Raw genomic sequence first — 18506 nt, 5'->3', positions numbered from 1 at the left:
GAAACTTCGATAAAATATTTATAAGTATTTTAGTGCATTTATGCTACCATTCTCATCAGTACTTTCGGTACTAAAACTATTGGTGGCCTGCGCATCGCAGCCATAAATTACTTTTTAAGGGATAAACTATGAAATTGAAATTTATCGCTGCAGGCATTCTGGCAGCAGCATCGTTCAGCGCATCGGCAGCAACGTACGACCTGGGTATCCTGGATCCATCGGGTTCGGACACCCTGTCGGCCATCACCACCAAGTTTGCCGCGAACACCGCAGTTGACGATTTCTGGACCTTCAAGCTGGTCACCCCATCGTCGACCTCGTTTGGCGCACTGCAAACGTTCTCCGTGGTTGAAGGCGCGATCAAGGATTTCTCGGCCACGCTGCTCGGTTACGGCAACCTGACCAACAGCACGGCAGCCGGCATCCAAAGCCTGAGCTGGGGCGGCCAGCTGGCTGCAGGCGAATACACGGTGCACGTCACCGGCCTGACGGGCCTGGCAAAAGCCCAGTACCTGGGTTCCGTATCGGCCCTGCCAGTACCTGAGCCAGAAACCTACGGCATGCTGCTGGGTGGCCTGGCACTGGTGGGCGCCGTCGCCCGCCGCCGCGCAAAGAAAGCTGCTTAAGCTTTCGCCGCAATGAAAAAACCCGCTTCGGCGGGTTTTTTTTCGTCTGCGCAGTATGCCGGGCCGGGCGCCAGGCCGCAGGCAGTACGCCGCTATGGCAGGGCGCAGGCTGCGATGCCCCGCGCATGTGGTCAGGCGCTGCGCTTGAAGTCGCGGAAGCGGAAACCGACGAGTAACAAGGTGGCAAAGTAGGCCACGCCGCAGACGGCCACCACCAGGGCCAGGGTGCCGGCCCGCAGCAGCGGATGGGCTTGCATGGCGATCCAGTCGATGCGCATGGCGCCGAAGGCCGCCACGCCGCCCATGACGAGCAGGGCCGGCAGCAGGCGCAGGAAGAACTTGGCCCAGCCCGGCTTGGGCTGGTAAATGCCGCGCTTGCGCAAGCCCCAGTACAGGAAGCTGGCGTTCAGGCAGGCGCCGAGGCCGATCGACAGGGCCAGGCCGGCCACGGCGATATAGGGCACGAACAGCAAATTCATCAGCTGCGTGGCGATCAGCACGCCGATGGCGATCTTCACGGGCGTGCGGATGTCCTGGCGCGCATAAAACGCGGGCGCCAGCGTCTTCACGAGGATGATGCCGACCAGGCCCAGGCTGTAGGCCACCAGCGGCTGCGTCGACATGGTCACGGATTCGGCCGTAAACTTGCCGTAATGGAATAGCGTGGCGATCAGCGGCGTGGCCAGGGTCGCCATGCCGACGGCGGCGGGCAGGGCCAGCAAAAAGGTCAGGCGCAAGCCCCAGTCCAGCAGGGCCGAGTATTCCACCTTGTCGCCGTCCACGTTCGCCTTCGACAGGCTGGGCAGCAAGATGGTGCCCAGGGCCACGCCCAGCATGGCGGTCGGAAACTCCATCAGGCGGTCCGCATACGACAGCCAGGAAATGCTGCCCTCGGCCAGGCGCGACGCGATGCTGGTGTTGATCATCAGGCTGATCTGCGCTGCCGAGACGGCGAACACGGCCGGTCCCATCTTCTTCAGTACGCGGCGCACGCCGCCGTCGGACAGGCCGATGGCGGGATTGATCGACAGGCGCGGCAGCATGCCGATCTTGATCAGGGCGGGAATCTGGATGGCCACCTGCAGCAGGCCGCCGGCAAACACGGCAATGGCCATGGCGTAGATCGGCTGTTTCAGGTGCGGGGCGAGGAATAGCGAGGCGGCGATGAACGACAGGTTCAGCAGTACCGGGGTGAACGCGGGGATCTTGAATTCGCGCCAGGTATTCAGAATGCCGCCCGCCAGGGCCACGAACGACATGCAGGTAATATAAGGGAACATCAGGCGCGTCATCCATACGGCCGCGTCGAAGGCGCCCGCATCCTTGGTCAGGCCGGTGGCGATCGCATACACGAACCACGGCGCGCCGACGATGCCGATGGCGGACACGAGCAGGGTGGCCCAGACGAGGGTGGTGGCCACATGGTCGGCCAGCTGCTTGCTCGCTTCCTGGCCATGCTGGTTCTTGTATTCGGACAAGATGGGCACGAAGGCCTGCGAGAAGGCGCCCTCGGCAAACAGGCGGCGCAACAGGTTGGGGATGCGGAAGGCAACGATGAAGGCGTCCGTGTAGGCGCCGGCGCCGAAGGCGCGCGCGAACAGGCTTTCGCGCAATAAACCGGTTACACGGGACAGCATGGTCATGCTGGAAATGGCGGCGAGGGTTTTAAGCAAGTTCATGGGGGCAGATTATAGCGGGCGCGGTAGCGGCAAACGCTTAAAATATGGTAACAATTGCTGCCGATTCGCTGCGGATATGCCCTTGCCAGCCCCATTTTCAGGTGATTTTGGCATCACACACGGTTTTTTGATTTGCCCCCGCTTGAAAATATCGCTATAATCGAAGGCTGTACAGAATTCTGTTACGCAGACACTAATGTTTGACAGGCACTGGTTTGGCACACATGGTTCGGCAGACGCACAGAACGCACCGGTTGGCAAACACTAATGTTTGCAAACGCACTTTGACCCTGTTTTAGGAAATTCCATGGCAAATACCGCACAAGCGCGCAAACGCGCTCGTCAAGCAGTTAAGCAAAACGCACACAATTCGTCCCAACGTTCGACCTTGCGCACGGCTATCAAAGCTGCTCGCAAAGCGATCCAGGGCGGCGACAAGGCAGCTGCTGCTGCAATCTTCCAAGCATCCGTGTCGACCATCGACCGTATCGCTGACAAGAAGATCATCCACAAAAACAAGGCAGCTCGCCATAAGAGCCGTCTGGCAGCTGCTTTGAAAGCACTGTCCGCTTAATATTCGCCAGCAGGCAAGCCGCCAAGGTGGCCTTGCCTGTGCCGGTACGCTGGCACTGGTTGAAAAGCAAAAACCCGCAGATTCATTCTGGCGGGTTTTTTCGCGTGGTCGGACGGTTTGCTGCGGTATCTGCCCTGTCTGGGGTGAGCGTGCACGCAGGGCGCGGGCGCGGCGAGCGGGCTTAGCGCGCCGGCGGCAGGTTGCCGATGTTCATGCCCGGCTTGATATTTCTCTGCTTGAACCAGCCCAGGTGCATTTCCAGCGCATAGCGTACGGGTACGGTTTTGCTTGAGCAATGGCTGTCCAGCGTGTGCGGCTGCATGTCTTCGATGTTGACGATCTTGCCGGCCGCATCGATGAAGGCTACCGACAGCGGCAGCGGCGTGTTCTTCATCCACATGCATTGCGTGGCCGGCGCGCCGAAGACAAACAGCATTCCCGCATTGGCCGGCATCTTGTCGCGGTACATCAAGCCTTCCTCGCGCTGCGCTTCCGTGGCAGCCACTTCCGCCTGGATCAAATGCATGCCCGCCGACAATTGCACGCTCTTCCATTGCGGCGTTTGCGCCAGGGCGCCGGCGGCGCCGGCCATCAGGACAAGGAAAAGGCTGTAGCTACGGCGGGAATTTTTCATGGGGTGGGCGCTGGCAATCGAAGCGGCGATTAAGCCATGCTGGCGCACGCATGGTCAAGCATTGCGCCGGACGATGGCGAAAGCGTGGGGTTGCAGCAACATGCGCGTTGCCGCAACCCGCTTTTCCCTGGCTGGCTGCGGGCCAGGCTTATTTGGTCGGCGTGCCTTCGGCGCTCGCCGGCTGCTTTGTCCGGCGCGCCTTCGGTATCAGGCGTTGCGGCGCGTCGGTGCCGGCCGAAGCCCTGGTCCTGGCCGACGCGGCGGGGCGCGTCGCATCCGTCGAGGCGGAGGCGTCGGTCGATGCGGATGCGGGCGGCTTCGGCGGATGGCTGGCATCGGTGGACGCCGATGCATGCAATTGCGCTCCCGACTGCGCCAGCGCGGCGCTGGCCAGCAGGGAAGCCAGCAGGCCCAACATTGTTTTCATCATCATCTTTCCTTTTCAGTCATGTGAAGGTGAGGATGATTCTATTCCATTATCTAAAAATAAATAGTGCTTATTGGAAAAACTGGCTGGGAAAGGCGGATTTTCTTGTCCCGTTCACGTTTTTCCAATATTTTCGGCCGGCACTTCGCACCATTCGCCGGGCATCAGCGGGTGGCTGGCCAGGGAAAAGGGGCCGATGGCGCTGCGCACCAGGCGCAGGGTGGGCAGGCCGACGGCGGCCGTCATGCGCCGCACCTGCCGGTTTTTTCCTTCTTTCACGGTGATCGCCAGCCACGACGTCGGCTTGTCGGCGCGCGCGCGGATGGGCGGATCGCGCGGCCACAGCCAGTCCGGCTCGGCAATGCGCACGGCCTTGCACGGTTTGGTGATGAAGTCGCCCAGGTCCAGCGGCGCCTGCAGGCGCGCCAGGCTGGCCGCATCGGGCACGCCGTCCACCTGCACCAGGTAGGTCTTGGCTTCCTTGCGGTCGGGATGGCTGATGTCGTGCTGCAGGCGGCCGTCATCGGTCAGCAGCAGCAAGCCTTCGCTGTCGGCGTCGAGGCGGCCGGCCGGGTAGATGCCGGGAATGGTCAGATGGTCGGCCAGGGTGGCGCGGCCTTCCTGCGGCGAAAACTGGCACAGGACCTGGAATGGTTTGTTGAAGAGGATGAGTGGCATACGGATGGGCTATAAGTGATGCAAACGATGGTGATGGATGGCTGGCGCCGCAAAAGCATGGCGCCCTGCACGATACTGGTGCATAATGTGAAACACTTGTCTTATGTCTTATAGAAGACTTAAGCTGGCGTTGTGATGGGGCGCTTTGGTATGGCGGCCGTGATGGCCTGGGTGTTCTTTCCCTGCTAAAGTGCGTTGTTGCTGCCATGTTCGGACTTGTTTTTGTAAACTCTGCAACCGCAGAGCGCGTCGCCGGGCCGCCAGGGCTGCCCACGGTGCGTCCCACTTCGGAGATCACGATGTATCAACATATCACTGTACCTGCTGACGGCAAAAAAATCACCGTCAACGCCGATTTTTCGCTGAATGTACCAGATAATCCCATCGTTCCCTTCATCGAAGGCGATGGCACGGGCATCGATATCAGCCCGGTCATGATCAAGGTGATCGACGCGGCCGTGGCCAAGGCCTATGGCGGCGCGCGCAAGATCAGCTGGATGGAAATCTATGCGGGCGAAAAATCGACGAATGTGTACGGTCCCGATGTGTGGTTGCCCGAGGAAACGCTGGAAGTGCTGAAGGATTACGTCGTTTCGATCAAGGGCCCGCTGACGACGCCCGTCGGCGGCGGCATCCGTTCGCTGAACGTGGCCCTGCGCCAGCAGCTGGACCTGTACGTCTGCCTGCGCCCCGTGCGCTACTTCACGGGCGTGCCGTCGCCCGTGAAAGAGCCGGAAAAGACGGATATGGTGATTTTCCGCGAAAACTCGGAAGACATCTATGCCGGCATCGAATACCAGCAGGGTTCCGAGGGCGCGAAAAAGCTGATCGATTTCCTCGTCAAGGAAATGGGCGTGACCAAGATCCGCTTCCCGGCCACCTCCGGCATCGGCATCAAGCCCGTCTCGATCGAGGGCACGGAGCGCCTCGTGCGCAAGGCCCTGCAGTATGCGATCGACAACGACAAGCCTTCCGTGACGATTGTGCATAAAGGCAACATCATGAAGTACACGGAAGGCGGCTTCCGCGACTGGGCGTATGCGCTGGCGCAAAAGGAATTCGGTGCCGAGCTGATCGATGGCGGTCCATGGTGCAAGTTCAAGAACCCGAAGACGGGCCGCGACATCATCGTCAAGGATTCCATCGCTGACGCATTCCTGCAACAGATCCTGCTGCGCCCGGCCGAATACAGCGTCATCGCCACCCTGAACCTGAACGGCGACTACATCTCCGACGCGCTGGCGGCGCAAGTGGGCGGCATCGGCATCGCGCCGGGCGCCAACCTGTCCGACTCCGTCGCCATGTTCGAGGCGACGCACGGCACGGCGCCGAAGTACGCGGGCAAGGATTACGTCAACCCCGGTTCGCTGATCCTGTCGGCGGAAATGATGCTGCGCCACATGGGCTGGCTGGAAGCGGCCGACCTGGTCATTTCCTCGATGCAAAAGTCGATCGCCTCGAAGCGCGTCACCTATGATTTCGCCCGCCTGATGGAAGGCGCGACGCAAGTGTCGTGTTCCGGCTTCGGCGACGTGATGATCGAGCACATGTAATGGCAGGGGCAGGGTGCGCGGCGCGCATCCTGCGGACGAAAAAAAACCCCGTTTGACAACGGGGTTTTTCACATCTGAGGGCCGGCGATGCTTAGGCTGCTTGGATGTTGGAAGCTTGCTTGCCTTTAGGGCCTTGCGTGACTTCGAATTGAACTTTTTGACCTTCTTTGAGGGTCTTGAAACCGTTCATGTTGATTGCGGAGAAGTGAGCAAACAAATCTTCGCCGCCGTCATCTGGAGTGATGAAGCCAAAACCTTTGGAATCATTGAACCACTTAACTGTACCTGTTGCCATAAAAAGAACTTTCAAAATTAAAACAAATCACACGAGCCATAAAAGCAAGAAGCTTCTTGCCCCCTCCTCGACGTCTCACTTCTTATCAAGCTGTACATTACTGCAACAGTCGATACAGCATTGTTGGCGGAATAAATAATGAAGTCAAGCGCTTTTCCACCGATATTGCCAAATTCTTCACGACGACCAAAAAAGCAACTCTTGATTTTGGCGGCAAGGTCGCCATCTGCGCAGTATTAAGAAAACGCGTAAGATTGAAAACAATTGGAAAGGCGCAGATATTGCGCATGACAACCACTGTGAAAGCATTAGAATAAGCGTATGGCAACCAAGCACGACACAGAAACCCTGCTGGAGCGGCAAGTGCTGAAGCCGCCACCGCTCTACCAGGTAGCCTTGCTCAATGACGACTACACCCCGATGGAATTTGTGGTGGCCATCATTCAGGAGTATTTCAACAAGGACCGTGAAACGGCGACGCAAATCATGCTCAGTGTTCATCGCTACGGCAAAGGAGTGTGCGGCGTGTTCTCTAAAGATATAGCGTGTACCAAAGTGGAGTTCGTTTTAACGCATGCGCGCAAGGCGGGGCATCCCCTGCAGTGCGTGATGGAGGAAGTATGATTGCGCAGGAATTAGAAGTAAGTTTGCACATGGCGTTTGTCGAAGCTCGGCAGGCACGGCACGAATTCATTACGGTTGAGCATTTACTGCTGGCACTGCTGGATAATCCCTCCGCTGCTGAGGTATTGCGTGCCTGCGCGGTCAATATTGAAGACCTGCGCAAGACCCTCACCAATTTTATCGGCGATAACACGCCGACCGTGCCTGGCACGGGCGAAGTCGACACCCAGCCGACGCTTGGTTTCCAGCGCGTGATCCAGCGCGCCATCATGCATGTCCAGTCCGCGTCGAACGGCAAGAAGGAAGTCACGGGCGCCAATGTGCTGGTGGCCATCTTCGGCGAAAAGGATTCGCACGCTGTTTACTACCTGCACCAGCAGGGCGTGACGCGCCTGGACGTGGTCAACTTCATTTCGCACGGCGTGCGCAAGGACCAGTCGACGGAAAGCGCGAAGGCGTCGGAAGGCGTGGAAGAGGCGCCCGTCGATGGCCAGCCGAAGGAAAGCCCGCTCGACCAGTTCACGCAAAACCTGAACAAGGCCGCTGCCGAAGGCAAGATCGACCCGCTGATCGGGCGCGAGGACGAAGTCGACCGCGTGATCCAGATCCTGTGCCGCCGCCGCAAGAATAATCCGCTGCTCGTCGGCGAGGCAGGCGTGGGCAAGACGGCCATCGCCGAAGGCCTGGCCTACCGCATCACGCAAAGCGATGTGCCGGAAATCCTGCAGAATGCCGTCGTGTATTCGCTGGACATGGGCGCCTTGCTGGCCGGTACCAAGTACCGCGGCGACTTCGAACAGCGCCTGAAAGCCGTGCTCAAGCAATTGAAGGACAATCCGAACGGCATCCTGTTCATTGACGAGATCCACACCATCATCGGTGCGGGCTCGGCGTCGGGCGGCACGCTGGACGCGTCCAACCTGCTGAAGCCGGCCCTGGCGAACGGCCAGCTGAAATGCATCGGCGCGACCACGTACACGGAATTCCGCGGCGTGTTCGAGAAAGACCATGCCTTGAGCCGCCGCTTCCAGAAAGTGGACGTCAACGAGCCGACCGTCGAGCAAACCGTGCAAATCTTGCGCGGCCTCAAATCGCGCTTCGAAGAGCACCATGGTGTGAAATACTCGGCTTCGGCCCTGTCGACGGCGGCCGAGCTGGCGGCGCGCTTCATCAACGACCGCCATCTGCCCGACAAGGCGATCGACGTCATCGATGAAGCGGGCGCGGCGCAACGCATCCTGCCGAAGTCGAAGCAAAAGAAAACCATCGGCAAGGCCGAGATCGAGGACATCATCGCCAAGATCGCGCGCATTCCGCCGCAAACGGTCAACCAGGACGACCGCAGCAAGCTGCAGACGATCGACCGCGACTTGCGTAATGTTGTGTTCGGGCAAGATCCGGCCATCGACGCGCTGGCCTCGGCCATCAAGATGGCCCGTGCCGGCCTGGGCAAGACAGACAAGCCGATCGGCTCCTTCCTGTTCTCCGGTCCGACCGGCGTCGGCAAGACCGAGGTGGCCAAGCAGCTGGCCTTCATCCTCGGTATCGAGCTGATCCGTTTCGACATGTCGGAATACATGGAACGCCATGCGGTCAGCCGTCTGATCGGCGCGCCGCCGGGCTATGTCGGCTTCGACCAGGGCGGCTTGCTGACGGAAGCGATCACCAAGAAACCGCATGCGGTCTTGCTGCTCGATGAAATTGAAAAAGCCCATCCGGACATTTTCAATATCCTGCTGCAAGTCATGGACCATGGCACCTTGACGGATAACAATGGCCGCAAAGCCGATTTCCGCAACGTGATCATCATCATGACGACGAATGCGGGTGCGGAAAGCTTGCAAAAGACGTCGATCGGCTTCACGAATTCGAAGCAGGCGGGCGACGAGATGGCCGACATCAAGCGCATGTTTACGCCGGAATTCCGCAACCGCATCGACGCGACCATTAGCTTCCGCGCGCTGGACCAGGAAATCATCCTGCGCGTGGTCGACAAGTTCCTGATGCAGCTGGAAGAGCAGTTGCACGAGAAAAAGGTCGAAGCCGTGTTTACGGAGAAACTGCGCACCTTCCTCGGCAAGAAAGGCTTCGATCCGCTGATGGGCGCGCGTCCGATGGCGCGTTTGATCCAGGACATGATCCGCAAGGCGCTGGCCGACGAACTGCTGTTCGGCCGCCTGGTCACCGGCGGACGGGTCACTGTCGACCTCGACGACAAGGAACAGGTCTTGCTGGAGTTCCCGGAACCGCCTGACGCGGCGCCGACGGCCGCACCGGAAACGGTGGAAGTGGAATAAGCGCTTCCTGCCCCTTCCGAAAAACCCGCCCACGCAAGTGGCGCGGGTTTTTTTACGCGCCTATCGCTTGCCAGGGAAACTGTGGTGGAAATTACCTTGTTTAAAAATAGGTATTGCTTTTGCTTCAGCTATGCAAGAATCATGATCCGATGTCGGCCATGCCACACTTCCCGCGTCGTTTCGCTTCCATGTCCGCTCATAGCTTGTTGAAAGACTGCTTCATGAAAATGTCCCGTACTCTCGCCTTCCTCCTGTTTTCCGCCGGCCTGCTGGGCAGCGCCGCCGCTGCCTCTACCGCGCCTGCCGGCAGCTATTTCCGCTTTCCCGCCGTGCGCGGCGACACCGTCGTCTTCACGGCCGAAGGCGACCTGTGGAAAAGCAATATACGCGGTGGCGCGGCGCAGCGCCTGACCACGCATCCCGGTTATGAAACGAATGCGGCGATTTCGCGCGATGGCCAGTGGCTGGCGTTTTCCGCCGCCTACGAGGGGGCGCAGGAAGCGTATGTGATGCCGCTGGCCGGTGGCTTGCCGCGCCGTATCTCGTACGACAATGGCGGCGTGCTGGTGCTGGGCTGGACGGCGCAGGGCGAAGTGCTGGTCAGCACGCAAAATACGGATGGCCCCGCCTCGCGTCGCATCGTCGCCGCCATCGACCCCGTGCAACAGACGCGCCGCGTGTTTCCCGTGGCCGACGCGAATGACGCCGTGCTCGACGATGCCGGCACTACCCTCTATTTCACGCGTTTCGGCCTGGCCATGACCAACGACAATGTGCGCCGCTACCGTGGCGGCGCGCATGCGACGCTGTGGCGCTATGGTCTGGACGGCAAGGCCGAAGCCGTGCCCATGCACACGGATGCCGCCGTGTCGGCTGGCAACAACAAGCGCCCCATGTGGTGGCAGGGCCGCGTCTATTACATCAGCGACGAAGGCGGCAGCGACAATCTGTGGAGCATGCTGCCTGACGGCACCGATCGCCGCGCCCTGACGGCGCACACGCAGTGGGACGTGCGCAATGCGGCGCTCGGCGACGGTCGGATCGTCTACCAGCTGGGCGCGGATTTGCACGTGCTCGACTTGAACGCGCCAGGCACGTCGGCGGGTTCGCCGCCGCTGGCCATCAGCCTGGTGTCCGACTTCGACCAGCAGCGCGCGCGCCAGATCCGCTCGCCGCTCGATACCTTGAGCAATGTCCAGCTGTCCGGCAAGGATGAGCGCATCATCCTCACTGCGCGGGGCCGCGTCAGCATCGCCGGCACGGGCAGCCTGCGCCGCGTCGACATCGCCATTCCGGAAGGCGCGCGTGCGCGCGACGCCGTCTTTTCCAGCGACGAGAAATCCGTCTTCGCCATCGTCGACACGAGCGGCGAAAATGAAATCTGGAAATTCGCCGCCGACGGCTCGGGCCAGGGCGAGCAGCTGACGACGCAGGGCGACAATCACCGCTGGAAACTGTACCCGTCGCCGGACGGGCGCTGGCTGGCGCACTCGGACAAGAAGGGCCGTTTCTGGCTGCTGGACCTGGCGAACCGGGCCAACCAGCTGATCGACGATGCGGGCAAGGCGGGCGTGGACAAGCACGATGAAGTGCAATGGTCGCCCGACAGCCGCAACCTGGCCCTCGTGCGCGTGGCCAGCGATGCGCAGCGCGAGCAGATCGGCCTGTACAACCTGGCGTCGAAACAGCTGCAGTTCGTCACCAGCGACCGTTATACCTCCGGCTCGCCCGTGTTTTCGCCCGATGGGAAGTGGCTGTATTTCATGTCGGCGCGCAATTTCCAGCTGGCCAATGGCTCGCCGTGGGGCGACCGCAACATGGGGCCCGTGTTCGACAAGCGCACGGGCGTGTACGCGCTGGCGCTGCAGCCAGGCAACCGTTTCCCATTCCAGCCCGACGATGAGCTGAGCCGGCCCGGTGTCAAGCCAGCCGAGACGGACGATGAAAAGGCGGCCGAGCTGGCGGCGGAAAAAGCGCTGGAAAAGGCCGGCGGCAAGAGCGCCGTGAAGAAGGCGCCGGCCGCCCTGCCGGCCATCGTCATGCCAGGCCTGGCCGAACGGTTGTACGAGGTGCCGCTGCCTGCTGGCAACTACAGCGCGTTGGCCGTCGACGACAAGCGCCTGTATTTCCTCGAGCGGGAAGGCAGCGAGCGCAAGTCCAGCCTGAAGACCCTGGCGATCGGCAATACGGGCTCCAAGCCGGAGCTGCTGGTGGCCAATGTGCGCGAATTCGACCTGGCCCAGGATAAAAAGCACCTGTATTACCGTACAGTAGCGGCGACGGGCCCGGGCGAGATGCTCGTGGTCGAGGCGGGCGCCAAGCTGCCAGGCGACCTGTCGAAGGCAAAGGTCAAAGTTGACGACTGGACGTTTGTGTCGAATCCGCGCCTGGAATGGAAGCAGATGTTCAACGATGCCTGGCGCTTGCACCGCGATTTCCTGTACGACGCAAAGATGCGCGGCGTGGACTGGAAGGCGGCGCGCGACAAGTATGCGCCGCTGGTCGAGCGCGTGACGGACCGCGCCGAACTCAATGACGTGCTGGGCATGATGGTGGCCGAAGTGGGCGCCCTGCATTCGCAGATCCGTTCCGGCGAACTGCGCCGCACGGAACAGGAAGGCACGCCGGCGGGGCTCGGCGCCGTGCTGGCGCGCACGGGTGCTGGCTACAGGGTCGAGCATATCTACCGCAGCGAGCCGGAACTGCCGTCCGAGCGGGCGCCGCTGTCGCGTCCCGAGGTGGACGTGCGCGCAGGCGACATCATCACGGCCGTCAATGGCAAGGACGTGCTGGGCGCGCGCGACATCAGCGATTTGCTGCTGAACCAGGCCGACAAGCAGGTGCTGCTGCAGGTGAAGCGGGGCAACGGCGCGCCGCGTGCCGTCATCGTCAAGCCCGTGACCATGGCAAAACAGACGGCGCTGCGCTATGGCGACTGGGAACTGAGCCGTGCCGAACAGGTGGCGGCCGCCTCGCAGGGGCGCGTCGGCTACCTGCACCTGCGCGCCATGGGACCCAACGACATCGCCTCGTTCGCGCGCGATTTTTATGCGAATATCAACCGCGAAGGCCTGATTATCGACGTGCGCCGCAATAACGGCGGCAATATCGACAGCTGGATCATCGAAAAACTGCTGCGCAAGGCCTGGGCTTACTGGGCGCCGCCCGGCGTGCAGCCGTCGTCGAACATGCAGAACACCTTCCGTGGCCACCTGGTGGTGCTGGTCGATGAACTCACGTATTCGGATGGCGAGACGTTCGCCGCCGGCATCAAGGCCCTGGGCCTGGCGCCGCTGGTGGGCAAGCGCACGGCCGGCGCCGGCGTCTGGCTCAGCGACAATACGCGGCTGCTTGACAACGGCATGGCGCGCGTGGCGGAAAACGGCCAGTTCGGCATCGACGGCCAGTGGCTGATCGAAGGCGTGGGCGTGGTGCCGGACGTGGAGGTGGACAATCCGCCGCACGCTACTTTCAATGGCGGCGACCGCCAGCTGGACGTGGCGCTCGAGATGCTGGCGAAAAAGCTCAAGGAACAGCCGCGGCCTGCATTCCAGGCGCAGCCGATACCGGCGCTGAAGTAGGCGCGCGCCAGCCCGCTACAGGCTGGTGATGGCCTTGAACTGCTGCGCGCGCCGGCGCGACACCTCGACCACGCTGGCGTCGGGCAGGTGCAGGTCGAGGCCATCGGCCGCGTTGGGCGCGACGCTGGCCACGTGCGCCAGGTTGACGATCTGGCGCCGGTTGGCGCGGAAGAATTGCGCGGGAGGCAGGCGTTCTTCCAGCTGGTTCAGGGAGCGCAGCATGAGCGGGCGCTGCCCCGCGAAGTGCACGCGCGTGTAATTGCCTTCCGATTCCAGCAAACGGATGTCGTCGAGCGCGACAAACCAGCAGCGCTCGCCATCCTTGATGAAGACCTTGCGCGGCGCCGGCTGCGCCGCCTGCACGCGCGCGTCGACCTTGGCCAGCGCCGCCGCCAGGCGCGCCGCCTGCACGGGTTTTTGCAGGTAATCGAGGGCGCTCACTTCGAAGGCTTGCAGCGCGTACTGGTCGAAGGCCGTGCAAAAGATGACGTCCGGGGCCGCGTCGAGGGCCGCCAGCAAGTCGAAGCCCGAGCCGCCCGGCATCTGCACGTCGAGCAGCAGCAGGTCGGGCTGCAGCTTGGCGATCTGCGCGATGGCTTCGGCGGCGCTGGCCGCCTCGCCAACGATGTCCACTTGCGCATGCGCGGCCAGCAGGCGGCGCAGTTCGGCGCGCGCCAGGCGCTCGTCATCGACCAGCAGCACCTTGAGTGGCGGTGCGTTCATGGCTGCTCCGGCAGGGACATGGTGGCGTACACCCAGCCCGCCTGTTCGCGCAATTCCAGGCCGGCGTCAGCGCCGCAGGCCAGCTGCAGGCGCTGGCGCGCATTGCGCAGGCCGACGCTGGTGGACCTGCCGGGCTGACGCAGGGCGCCCGTGTTGGCCACCTCGATCTGCAGCATCGCCACGCCCCCTGCCGGACTGGCGCGCCGCGCCGCGATGCGGATGTCGCTGCCGTCCTGGCTGGTTTCCACGCCATATTTGACGGCGTTTTCCACCAGCGTCTGCAGGGACATGGGCGGCACGCCTGTCGTTTCCAGTTCCGCCGCGATGTCAAAGCTGACGCGCAGGCGCGATTCGAAACGTATCTGCTCGATTGCCAGGTAGGCGCGCACGGCGTCGAGTTCGGCCGCCAGCGGTACCGTCGCGTGCTGGCCCGATTGCAGCGCGTGGCGCATCAGGCCGGCCAGCTGGTCGATCATGTTCGCGGCCGCGTCGCGGTCTTCGAAGATCAGCGCGCGCACGCTATTGAGGCTATTGAAGAAAAAATGCGGATTGACCTGCGCCTGCAGCGCGCGCAGCTCCGCTTCGCGTCCATGCAGCTGCAGGCGCAGGGTTTCCGCTTCCAGCCGGTTGACGCGGCGCAGCGACAGCGCGGCCGAATAAAACACCGTCCAGGCGAGGAATACGCCGAACCAGAACAGCAGCGCGCCAGGCAGCCAGGCGATGCCGTGCAGGACATCGGGCGGATACATGACGTGGAAGGCGATCACCACGCTGGCCGTCTGGACGGCCGCCAGCAGGAACAGCGACGGCAGCACGCGTTTCCAGCGCAAGCCGTTCGCCGCCCAGCCGCGCCGGCGCAGGACGCCGTGCCACAGGTGCGACAGCAGCAGGCCGCCCAGCGAGCCCCAGCAGGCGATGGTGGCGACGATGCGCAGCTCCGAGGAGCCGCCGTACACGCTGTTGAACAGGGCCAGCGCGCTCCAGCCGGCCAGCTGGAAGGTCCAGTACCAGTTGATCCGGGCCAGCAGCGAAGGGCGGTGGAGTGGCGTCATGGCTTAGCGCAGGAACTGTTCGATGCGGCCGAACATCCAGTCCGGCTGGTCGTACATGATGAAATGGCGCGCCGTGTCGGCCAGCGCGACCTGCACGCCCGGCAGCTGCGCATACTGCTGCTGGAAGGTCGCTTCGATGGCGGCGCGCGGCGCGTAATCCTTGTAGGCGATCCAGGTGCCCAGGACCAGCGTGGGCGACGTCACTTTCGCCACGTCCTGGCGCAGGTCGCTGGCCATCAGCGTGCCCATGGCCTGGATCACGGTTTCGCGGTCCGAGCGCTGGCCCCAGCCGATGATGCGCTCCACGTCGGCCGGCGCGCTGGCCATGCTGGCGACGGTGCGGCGCTGGCTGGCGCTGGCAGTGGCCGCGTCCTGGGCCCGCATGGCCGCCTGCATCTGCAACGACATCGCTTGCAGCTGTTCTTGCGTGATGCTGGGCAGTTGCGTCGCGCCCAGGGCCGGCAGCGAGTCGACGATCACCAGCTTGCCCGTCTGCGCCGGGTGGTTGATGCCCATTTTCAAGGCCAGGAAGCCGCCCAGGCTATGTCCGATGATGGCCGGCCGGCCCAGTTTTTTTCCGGTGATGTAGTCGGCCAGCTGCTGCTCCGCCTGGGCCAGCAAGTCGCCGCCGATGGGCGCCACGCCGGCAAAGCCGGCCAGGGTCAGCACATGGCATTGGCGCGCGCCTTGCGGGCCGCACAGGCGCGCCACCGTGCCTTGCCACACGTCACCCGACGAGGCCAGGCCGGGAATCAGGATGACGGGACTGCCCTGGCCCGTGACGTCGACGGTGAATGCGGTGGGCGTCGCCGCCTGGGCGGCGCTGGCCAGCAAGGCGCCGAGTAAAAACAGTTTTTGCATCGTTCGTTTCATGATGTGTTACCTCCTTGGCATGATGCTAGCGGCGCGCGCGGCGCCGCGCCAGCACGGCGGGATGAGCGGTGGCAGGCGAGGATGAGTGGCGGCGCCGGCGCTCAAATCCACTCTTCCTGGTCCACGCCCTGGTCCGGGAGGTAGGTCAGGTACTGCACCATGCGCGGCAGCGCGCCGCGGTTGGCGGTGGCGCAGTGGGGCAGGGCCTGGTGCCAGATGATGAAATCGCCCGCGTCGCCCGCGACGGGCACGGGACGCAGGTTTTCTACCGCCCATTCGCGGGGCTGGCGTTCCGGCGGCACGCTGTCGAGCCATGGCCCGAGGCGGTGCTGGAAGCCGGGCACGCAGTGAAAGGCGCCATGGTCGGCCGGGCAGTCGCTCAGGTAGAGCATGCCCTGCAGCTTGAAGGGCACGGGCAGGCGCAGGCTGACATCCCAGTGTAGCGCGCTGCCGAGGAAACGGTGGCTGGCCGTCTCGGGTGGATTGAAGCTCACCTTGTCGATGGAGGGGTAGATGGCGCTGCTGCCATACAGCTGCTGGTAGGCGCGGCGGATGCGCGCGCCGTGGCGGTTCGCCTCCAGCGCGGGATGGTCGGAAAACTGCAGCATCAGTCCGCGCTTGCCGGGGTGCGGCTGGTACCACGACGCCGTATCGTCGGCGCTGGCGCCAAGGTAGTCCCAGATGGCCTGCCGGGCGGCCAGGCATTGTTCGCGCGGCACTGCGCCGCGCAGCACCAGGTAGCCATGTTCCTCGAAGAAGCGCAGGTCGCTGGCGGACAGCAGGTCTGTATGTCCGTTTGCGGCGTGCGGCGGGCGCACCCGCGTGCGCGCGGCCAGCCAGCCCTGGAAGGCGTCCAGCGATGGCTGCTGCTGGTGAAGGAATTGCAGCGCGTCTTCCAGCGAAATACCCAGCCCATACAGCGCCCTGATTTCACGGTTATCGTTCGACAGCGCCCTGGTGCCGGGCGTGCCGGGGGGCGTGGTGCAATGCTGCCATAAGCGGTGCAGGGAAAGCCAGTCGTCCATGGTGTCCAAGTGGTGGCAGGGGGAAGGAGGAGGTGTCAGCCGGCGCGAAGCCGGCGCCATAGTGTCGTGCGGCTGATGCCCAGGTAGCTGGCGGCGGCATCGCGGCGTCCGCCGAAGCGCGCCAGCACGGCGCTGGCGCTTTCGTTTGCCAGGCGCGGCGGCGTGGCGGTTGCTGGCACTGGCGCAAGCGGCGCCGCGATTGAGCCTTGCGCCAGCTCGGGCGCCACGCCCAGCACGAAGGCGGGCGTCAGCGCCTGCAGCGGTTCGGCGGCGAGAAACAGCGCCAGCCGCTCGGCCAGGTTGCGCAGTTCGCGCACGTTGCCGGGCCAGTCGTAGCGGCGCAGCAGCGGCGCGCACGCCTGGACTTCCGCGTGCAGGTTCGGATGCGGGCGGGCGCCCAGCGCCGCCAGCGCGTTCTTCAGCGACCATTCGGCCAGGCCGGGAATGTCGCTGGCGCGTTCGCGCAAGGCCGGCAGATGCAGGCGCAGCACGGCCAGGCGGTAGAACAGGTCGGCGCGGAAGCGGCCTTCGCGGATGCGCTGCTCCAGGTCGCAGTGCGTGGCGCTGATGATGCGCACGTTGATGGCGATGGGCCGCGTGCCGCCCACGCGCACCACCTCGCGCTCCTCCAGCACGCGCAGCAGGCGCGTTTGCAGGGCCAGCGGCATTTCGCCGATTTCATCGAGGAACAGGGTGCCGTGGTTGGCCGCTTCGAACAGGCCCGCATGGCCGCCCCGGCGCGCGCCCGTGAAGGCGCCATCCTCGTGGCCGAACAGCTCCGACTCCAGCAGGGATTCGGCGATGGCGCCGCAATTGATGGCGATGAAGGGGCGGTTGGCGCCCAGGCTGCGCGGGCTTTCGCGGTGGATCGCCTGCGCCACCAGTTCCTTGCCGCTGCCGGTCTCGCCCTGGATCAGTACCGTCGCCGGCGAGCGGGCGAACAGCACCACCGACTGGCGCAGCGCCTCCATCGCCTCGGATTCGCCGCGCAGGTCGTGCAGGCCGTGGCGCGCGCGCAAGGTATCGGCCACCGCCGTGCGCCTGCTACGGCCCGATTCGAGCTGGGTCAGGCGCGCCAGTTCCAGTGCATCGTCGAAGGCGCGCCGGATCGAGGTGGCCGAATACACGAAGACGGCGGCCAGTCCCGCTTCCTCGGCCAGGTCGGTGACGAGGCCCGCGCCGACGACGGCTTTCACGCCGGCCGCCTTCAGTTCATTGATCTGCGCGCGCGCGTCTTCTTCGGTGGCATAGGTGCGTTGAAAAATCTGGAAGCCGAAGGTGGCGGCAAATTCGGCCAGTTCCGGCATCGGGTCCTGGTAGGTGACGACGCCGATCTGCGGCGAGATGCGGCGCGCGCGGGCCAGCGCCTGCATCACGTCGTAGCCGCTGGCCTTGGCGATGATGACGGGCACCGACAGGCGTCCCTTCAGGTAGGCGCCGTTCGAGCCGGCCGCGATGACGGCGTCGCAGCGCTCCGTGGCCATGCGTTCGCGGATGTGGCGCACGGCGTCGTCGAAGCCCAGGTTGATCGGTTCGATCGCCGCCAGGTCGTCGTATTCGAGCGTGATGTCGCGAAACAGGTCGAACAGGCGCGAGACGGAGACGGTCCAGATGACGGGCTTGTCGCGGTGCTCGAGCGGGGGATGGGAGGGACGGCGCATGCTTTATTTTAAACGATTTGTTTCATTATTTTGCGCTGCAACGTCATTGCAACAAGCGCGTTGCAACTGGTCTGTGGCGTTTCAGATATTGCCACGAAGGAATATGAAAAAACCCCTGGAAACTGGTTTATGATCTAGCAGCACCATGATGCCTGGAAGCGTGGCTAGTCCAGGCGCATGTCCGACCCGCCTTTAACCGACCCA

Annotated in this window: 16 protein-coding genes; 6 read left to right on the top strand and 10 right to left on the bottom strand. The window is 63.3% G+C overall.

Annotated features, from left to right (window positions below; all coding sequences use genetic code 11):
* Positions 1-128: 128 nt before the first annotated feature.
* Complete coding sequence (locus YQ44_RS19620; protein ID WP_071324811.1) at positions 129-626, top strand: FxDxF family PEP-CTERM protein; 498 nt, start codon at positions 129-131, stop codon at positions 624-626.
* A gap of 131 nt (positions 627-757) precedes the next feature.
* Here YQ44_RS19620 and murJ read toward each other — a convergent pair whose 3' ends face one another.
* On the bottom strand, positions 758-2305 hold the full coding sequence (murJ, locus tag YQ44_RS19615) for a murein biosynthesis integral membrane protein MurJ (protein ID WP_071324810.1): 1548 nt from the start codon (positions 2303-2305) through the stop codon (positions 758-760).
* A gap of 307 nt (positions 2306-2612) precedes the next feature.
* Here murJ and rpsT point away from each other — a divergent pair, with 307 nt between their 5' ends.
* Positions 2613-2879, top strand: coding sequence for a 30S ribosomal protein S20 (rpsT, locus tag YQ44_RS28370; protein WP_010395935.1), 267 nt, complete (start codon positions 2613-2615; stop codon positions 2877-2879).
* 181 nt (positions 2880-3060) lie between these two features.
* On the opposite strand, the gene YQ44_RS19610 is transcribed toward rpsT, so the two are convergent.
* From YQ44_RS19610 to YQ44_RS19600, 3 genes are all read right to left on the bottom strand, one after another.
* Positions 3061-3513 (bottom strand): DUF192 domain-containing protein, encoded by a 453-nt coding sequence (locus YQ44_RS19610; RefSeq protein ID WP_071324809.1) that lies wholly within the window; start codon positions 3511-3513, stop codon positions 3061-3063.
* A 148-nt stretch (positions 3514-3661) separates the two neighbouring features.
* Complete coding sequence (locus YQ44_RS19605) at positions 3662-3940, bottom strand: hypothetical protein (protein WP_198043765.1); 279 nt, start codon at positions 3938-3940, stop codon at positions 3662-3664.
* Between the two features lie 114 nt (positions 3941-4054).
* Positions 4055-4618, bottom strand: a complete 564-nt coding sequence (locus YQ44_RS19600; protein ID WP_071324807.1) for a pseudouridine synthase — start codon at positions 4616-4618, stop codon at positions 4055-4057.
* A gap of 299 nt (positions 4619-4917) precedes the next feature.
* On the opposite strand from YQ44_RS19600, the gene icd reads away from it, so the two are divergent.
* Entirely contained in the window at positions 4918-6171 is a 1254-nt protein-coding gene (gene icd / locus YQ44_RS19595) for an NADP-dependent isocitrate dehydrogenase (RefSeq protein WP_071324806.1), read from the top strand.
* Positions 6172-6262: 91 nt separating this feature from the next.
* On the opposite strand, the gene cspE is transcribed toward icd, so the two are convergent.
* Complete coding sequence (gene cspE / locus YQ44_RS19590) at positions 6263-6466, bottom strand: transcription antiterminator/RNA stability regulator CspE (protein ID WP_010395943.1); 204 nt, start codon at positions 6464-6466, stop codon at positions 6263-6265.
* Positions 6467-6787: 321 nt separating this feature from the next.
* Between cspE and clpS the strand changes: the two genes are divergently transcribed.
* The 3 genes from clpS to YQ44_RS19575 all read left to right on the top strand — a co-directional run bounded on the left by clpS (position 6788) and on the right by YQ44_RS19575 (position 12968).
* Positions 6788-7090, top strand: coding sequence for an ATP-dependent Clp protease adapter ClpS (gene clpS, locus YQ44_RS19585; protein ID WP_034751577.1), 303 nt, complete (start codon positions 6788-6790; stop codon positions 7088-7090).
* Complete coding sequence (clpA, locus tag YQ44_RS19580) at positions 7087-9387, top strand: ATP-dependent Clp protease ATP-binding subunit ClpA (RefSeq protein WP_071324805.1); 2301 nt, start codon at positions 7087-7089, stop codon at positions 9385-9387. Before clpS ends, clpA begins: the two co-directional genes overlap by 4 nt.
* Before the next feature lie 221 nt (positions 9388-9608).
* On the top strand, positions 9609-12968 hold the full coding sequence (locus tag YQ44_RS19575; RefSeq protein WP_071324804.1) for a S41 family peptidase: 3360 nt from the start codon (positions 9609-9611) through the stop codon (positions 12966-12968).
* Positions 12969-12983: 15 nt separating this feature from the next.
* On the opposite strand, the gene YQ44_RS19570 is transcribed toward YQ44_RS19575, so the two are convergent.
* The 5 genes from YQ44_RS19570 to prpR all read right to left on the bottom strand — a co-directional run bounded on the left by YQ44_RS19570 (position 12984) and on the right by prpR (position 18302).
* Positions 12984-13691 carry a LytR/AlgR family response regulator transcription factor gene (locus YQ44_RS19570; protein WP_071324803.1) on the bottom strand — a complete coding sequence of 236 codons (708 nt, stop codon included), beginning with the start codon at positions 13689-13691 and terminating at the stop codon, positions 12984-12986.
* Entirely contained in the window at positions 13688-14743 is a 1056-nt protein-coding gene (locus YQ44_RS19565; RefSeq protein ID WP_071324802.1) for a sensor histidine kinase, read from the bottom strand. Before YQ44_RS19565 ends, YQ44_RS19570 begins: the two co-directional genes overlap by 4 nt.
* 3 nt (positions 14744-14746) lie before the next feature.
* Complete coding sequence (locus YQ44_RS19560; protein WP_071324801.1) at positions 14747-15616, bottom strand: alpha/beta fold hydrolase; 870 nt, start codon at positions 15614-15616, stop codon at positions 14747-14749.
* A gap of 101 nt (positions 15617-15717) precedes the next feature.
* Complete coding sequence (locus tag YQ44_RS19555) at positions 15718-16641, bottom strand: phytanoyl-CoA dioxygenase family protein (RefSeq protein WP_071324800.1); 924 nt, start codon at positions 16639-16641, stop codon at positions 15718-15720.
* A gap of 35 nt (positions 16642-16676) precedes the next feature.
* On the bottom strand, positions 16677-18302 hold the full coding sequence (gene prpR / locus YQ44_RS19550) for a propionate catabolism operon regulatory protein PrpR (protein ID WP_071324799.1): 1626 nt from the start codon (positions 18300-18302) through the stop codon (positions 16677-16679).
* Between the last annotated feature and the right edge of the window lie 204 nt (positions 18303-18506).

The sequence above is a fragment of the Janthinobacterium sp. 1_2014MBL_MicDiv genome, from assembly GCF_001865675.1.
Classification (GTDB): domain Bacteria; phylum Pseudomonadota; class Gammaproteobacteria; order Burkholderiales; family Burkholderiaceae_D; genus Janthinobacterium.
Note: the sequence above shows the minus strand (reverse complement) of the source record. Positions and strands in the feature narration are given on the sequence as shown.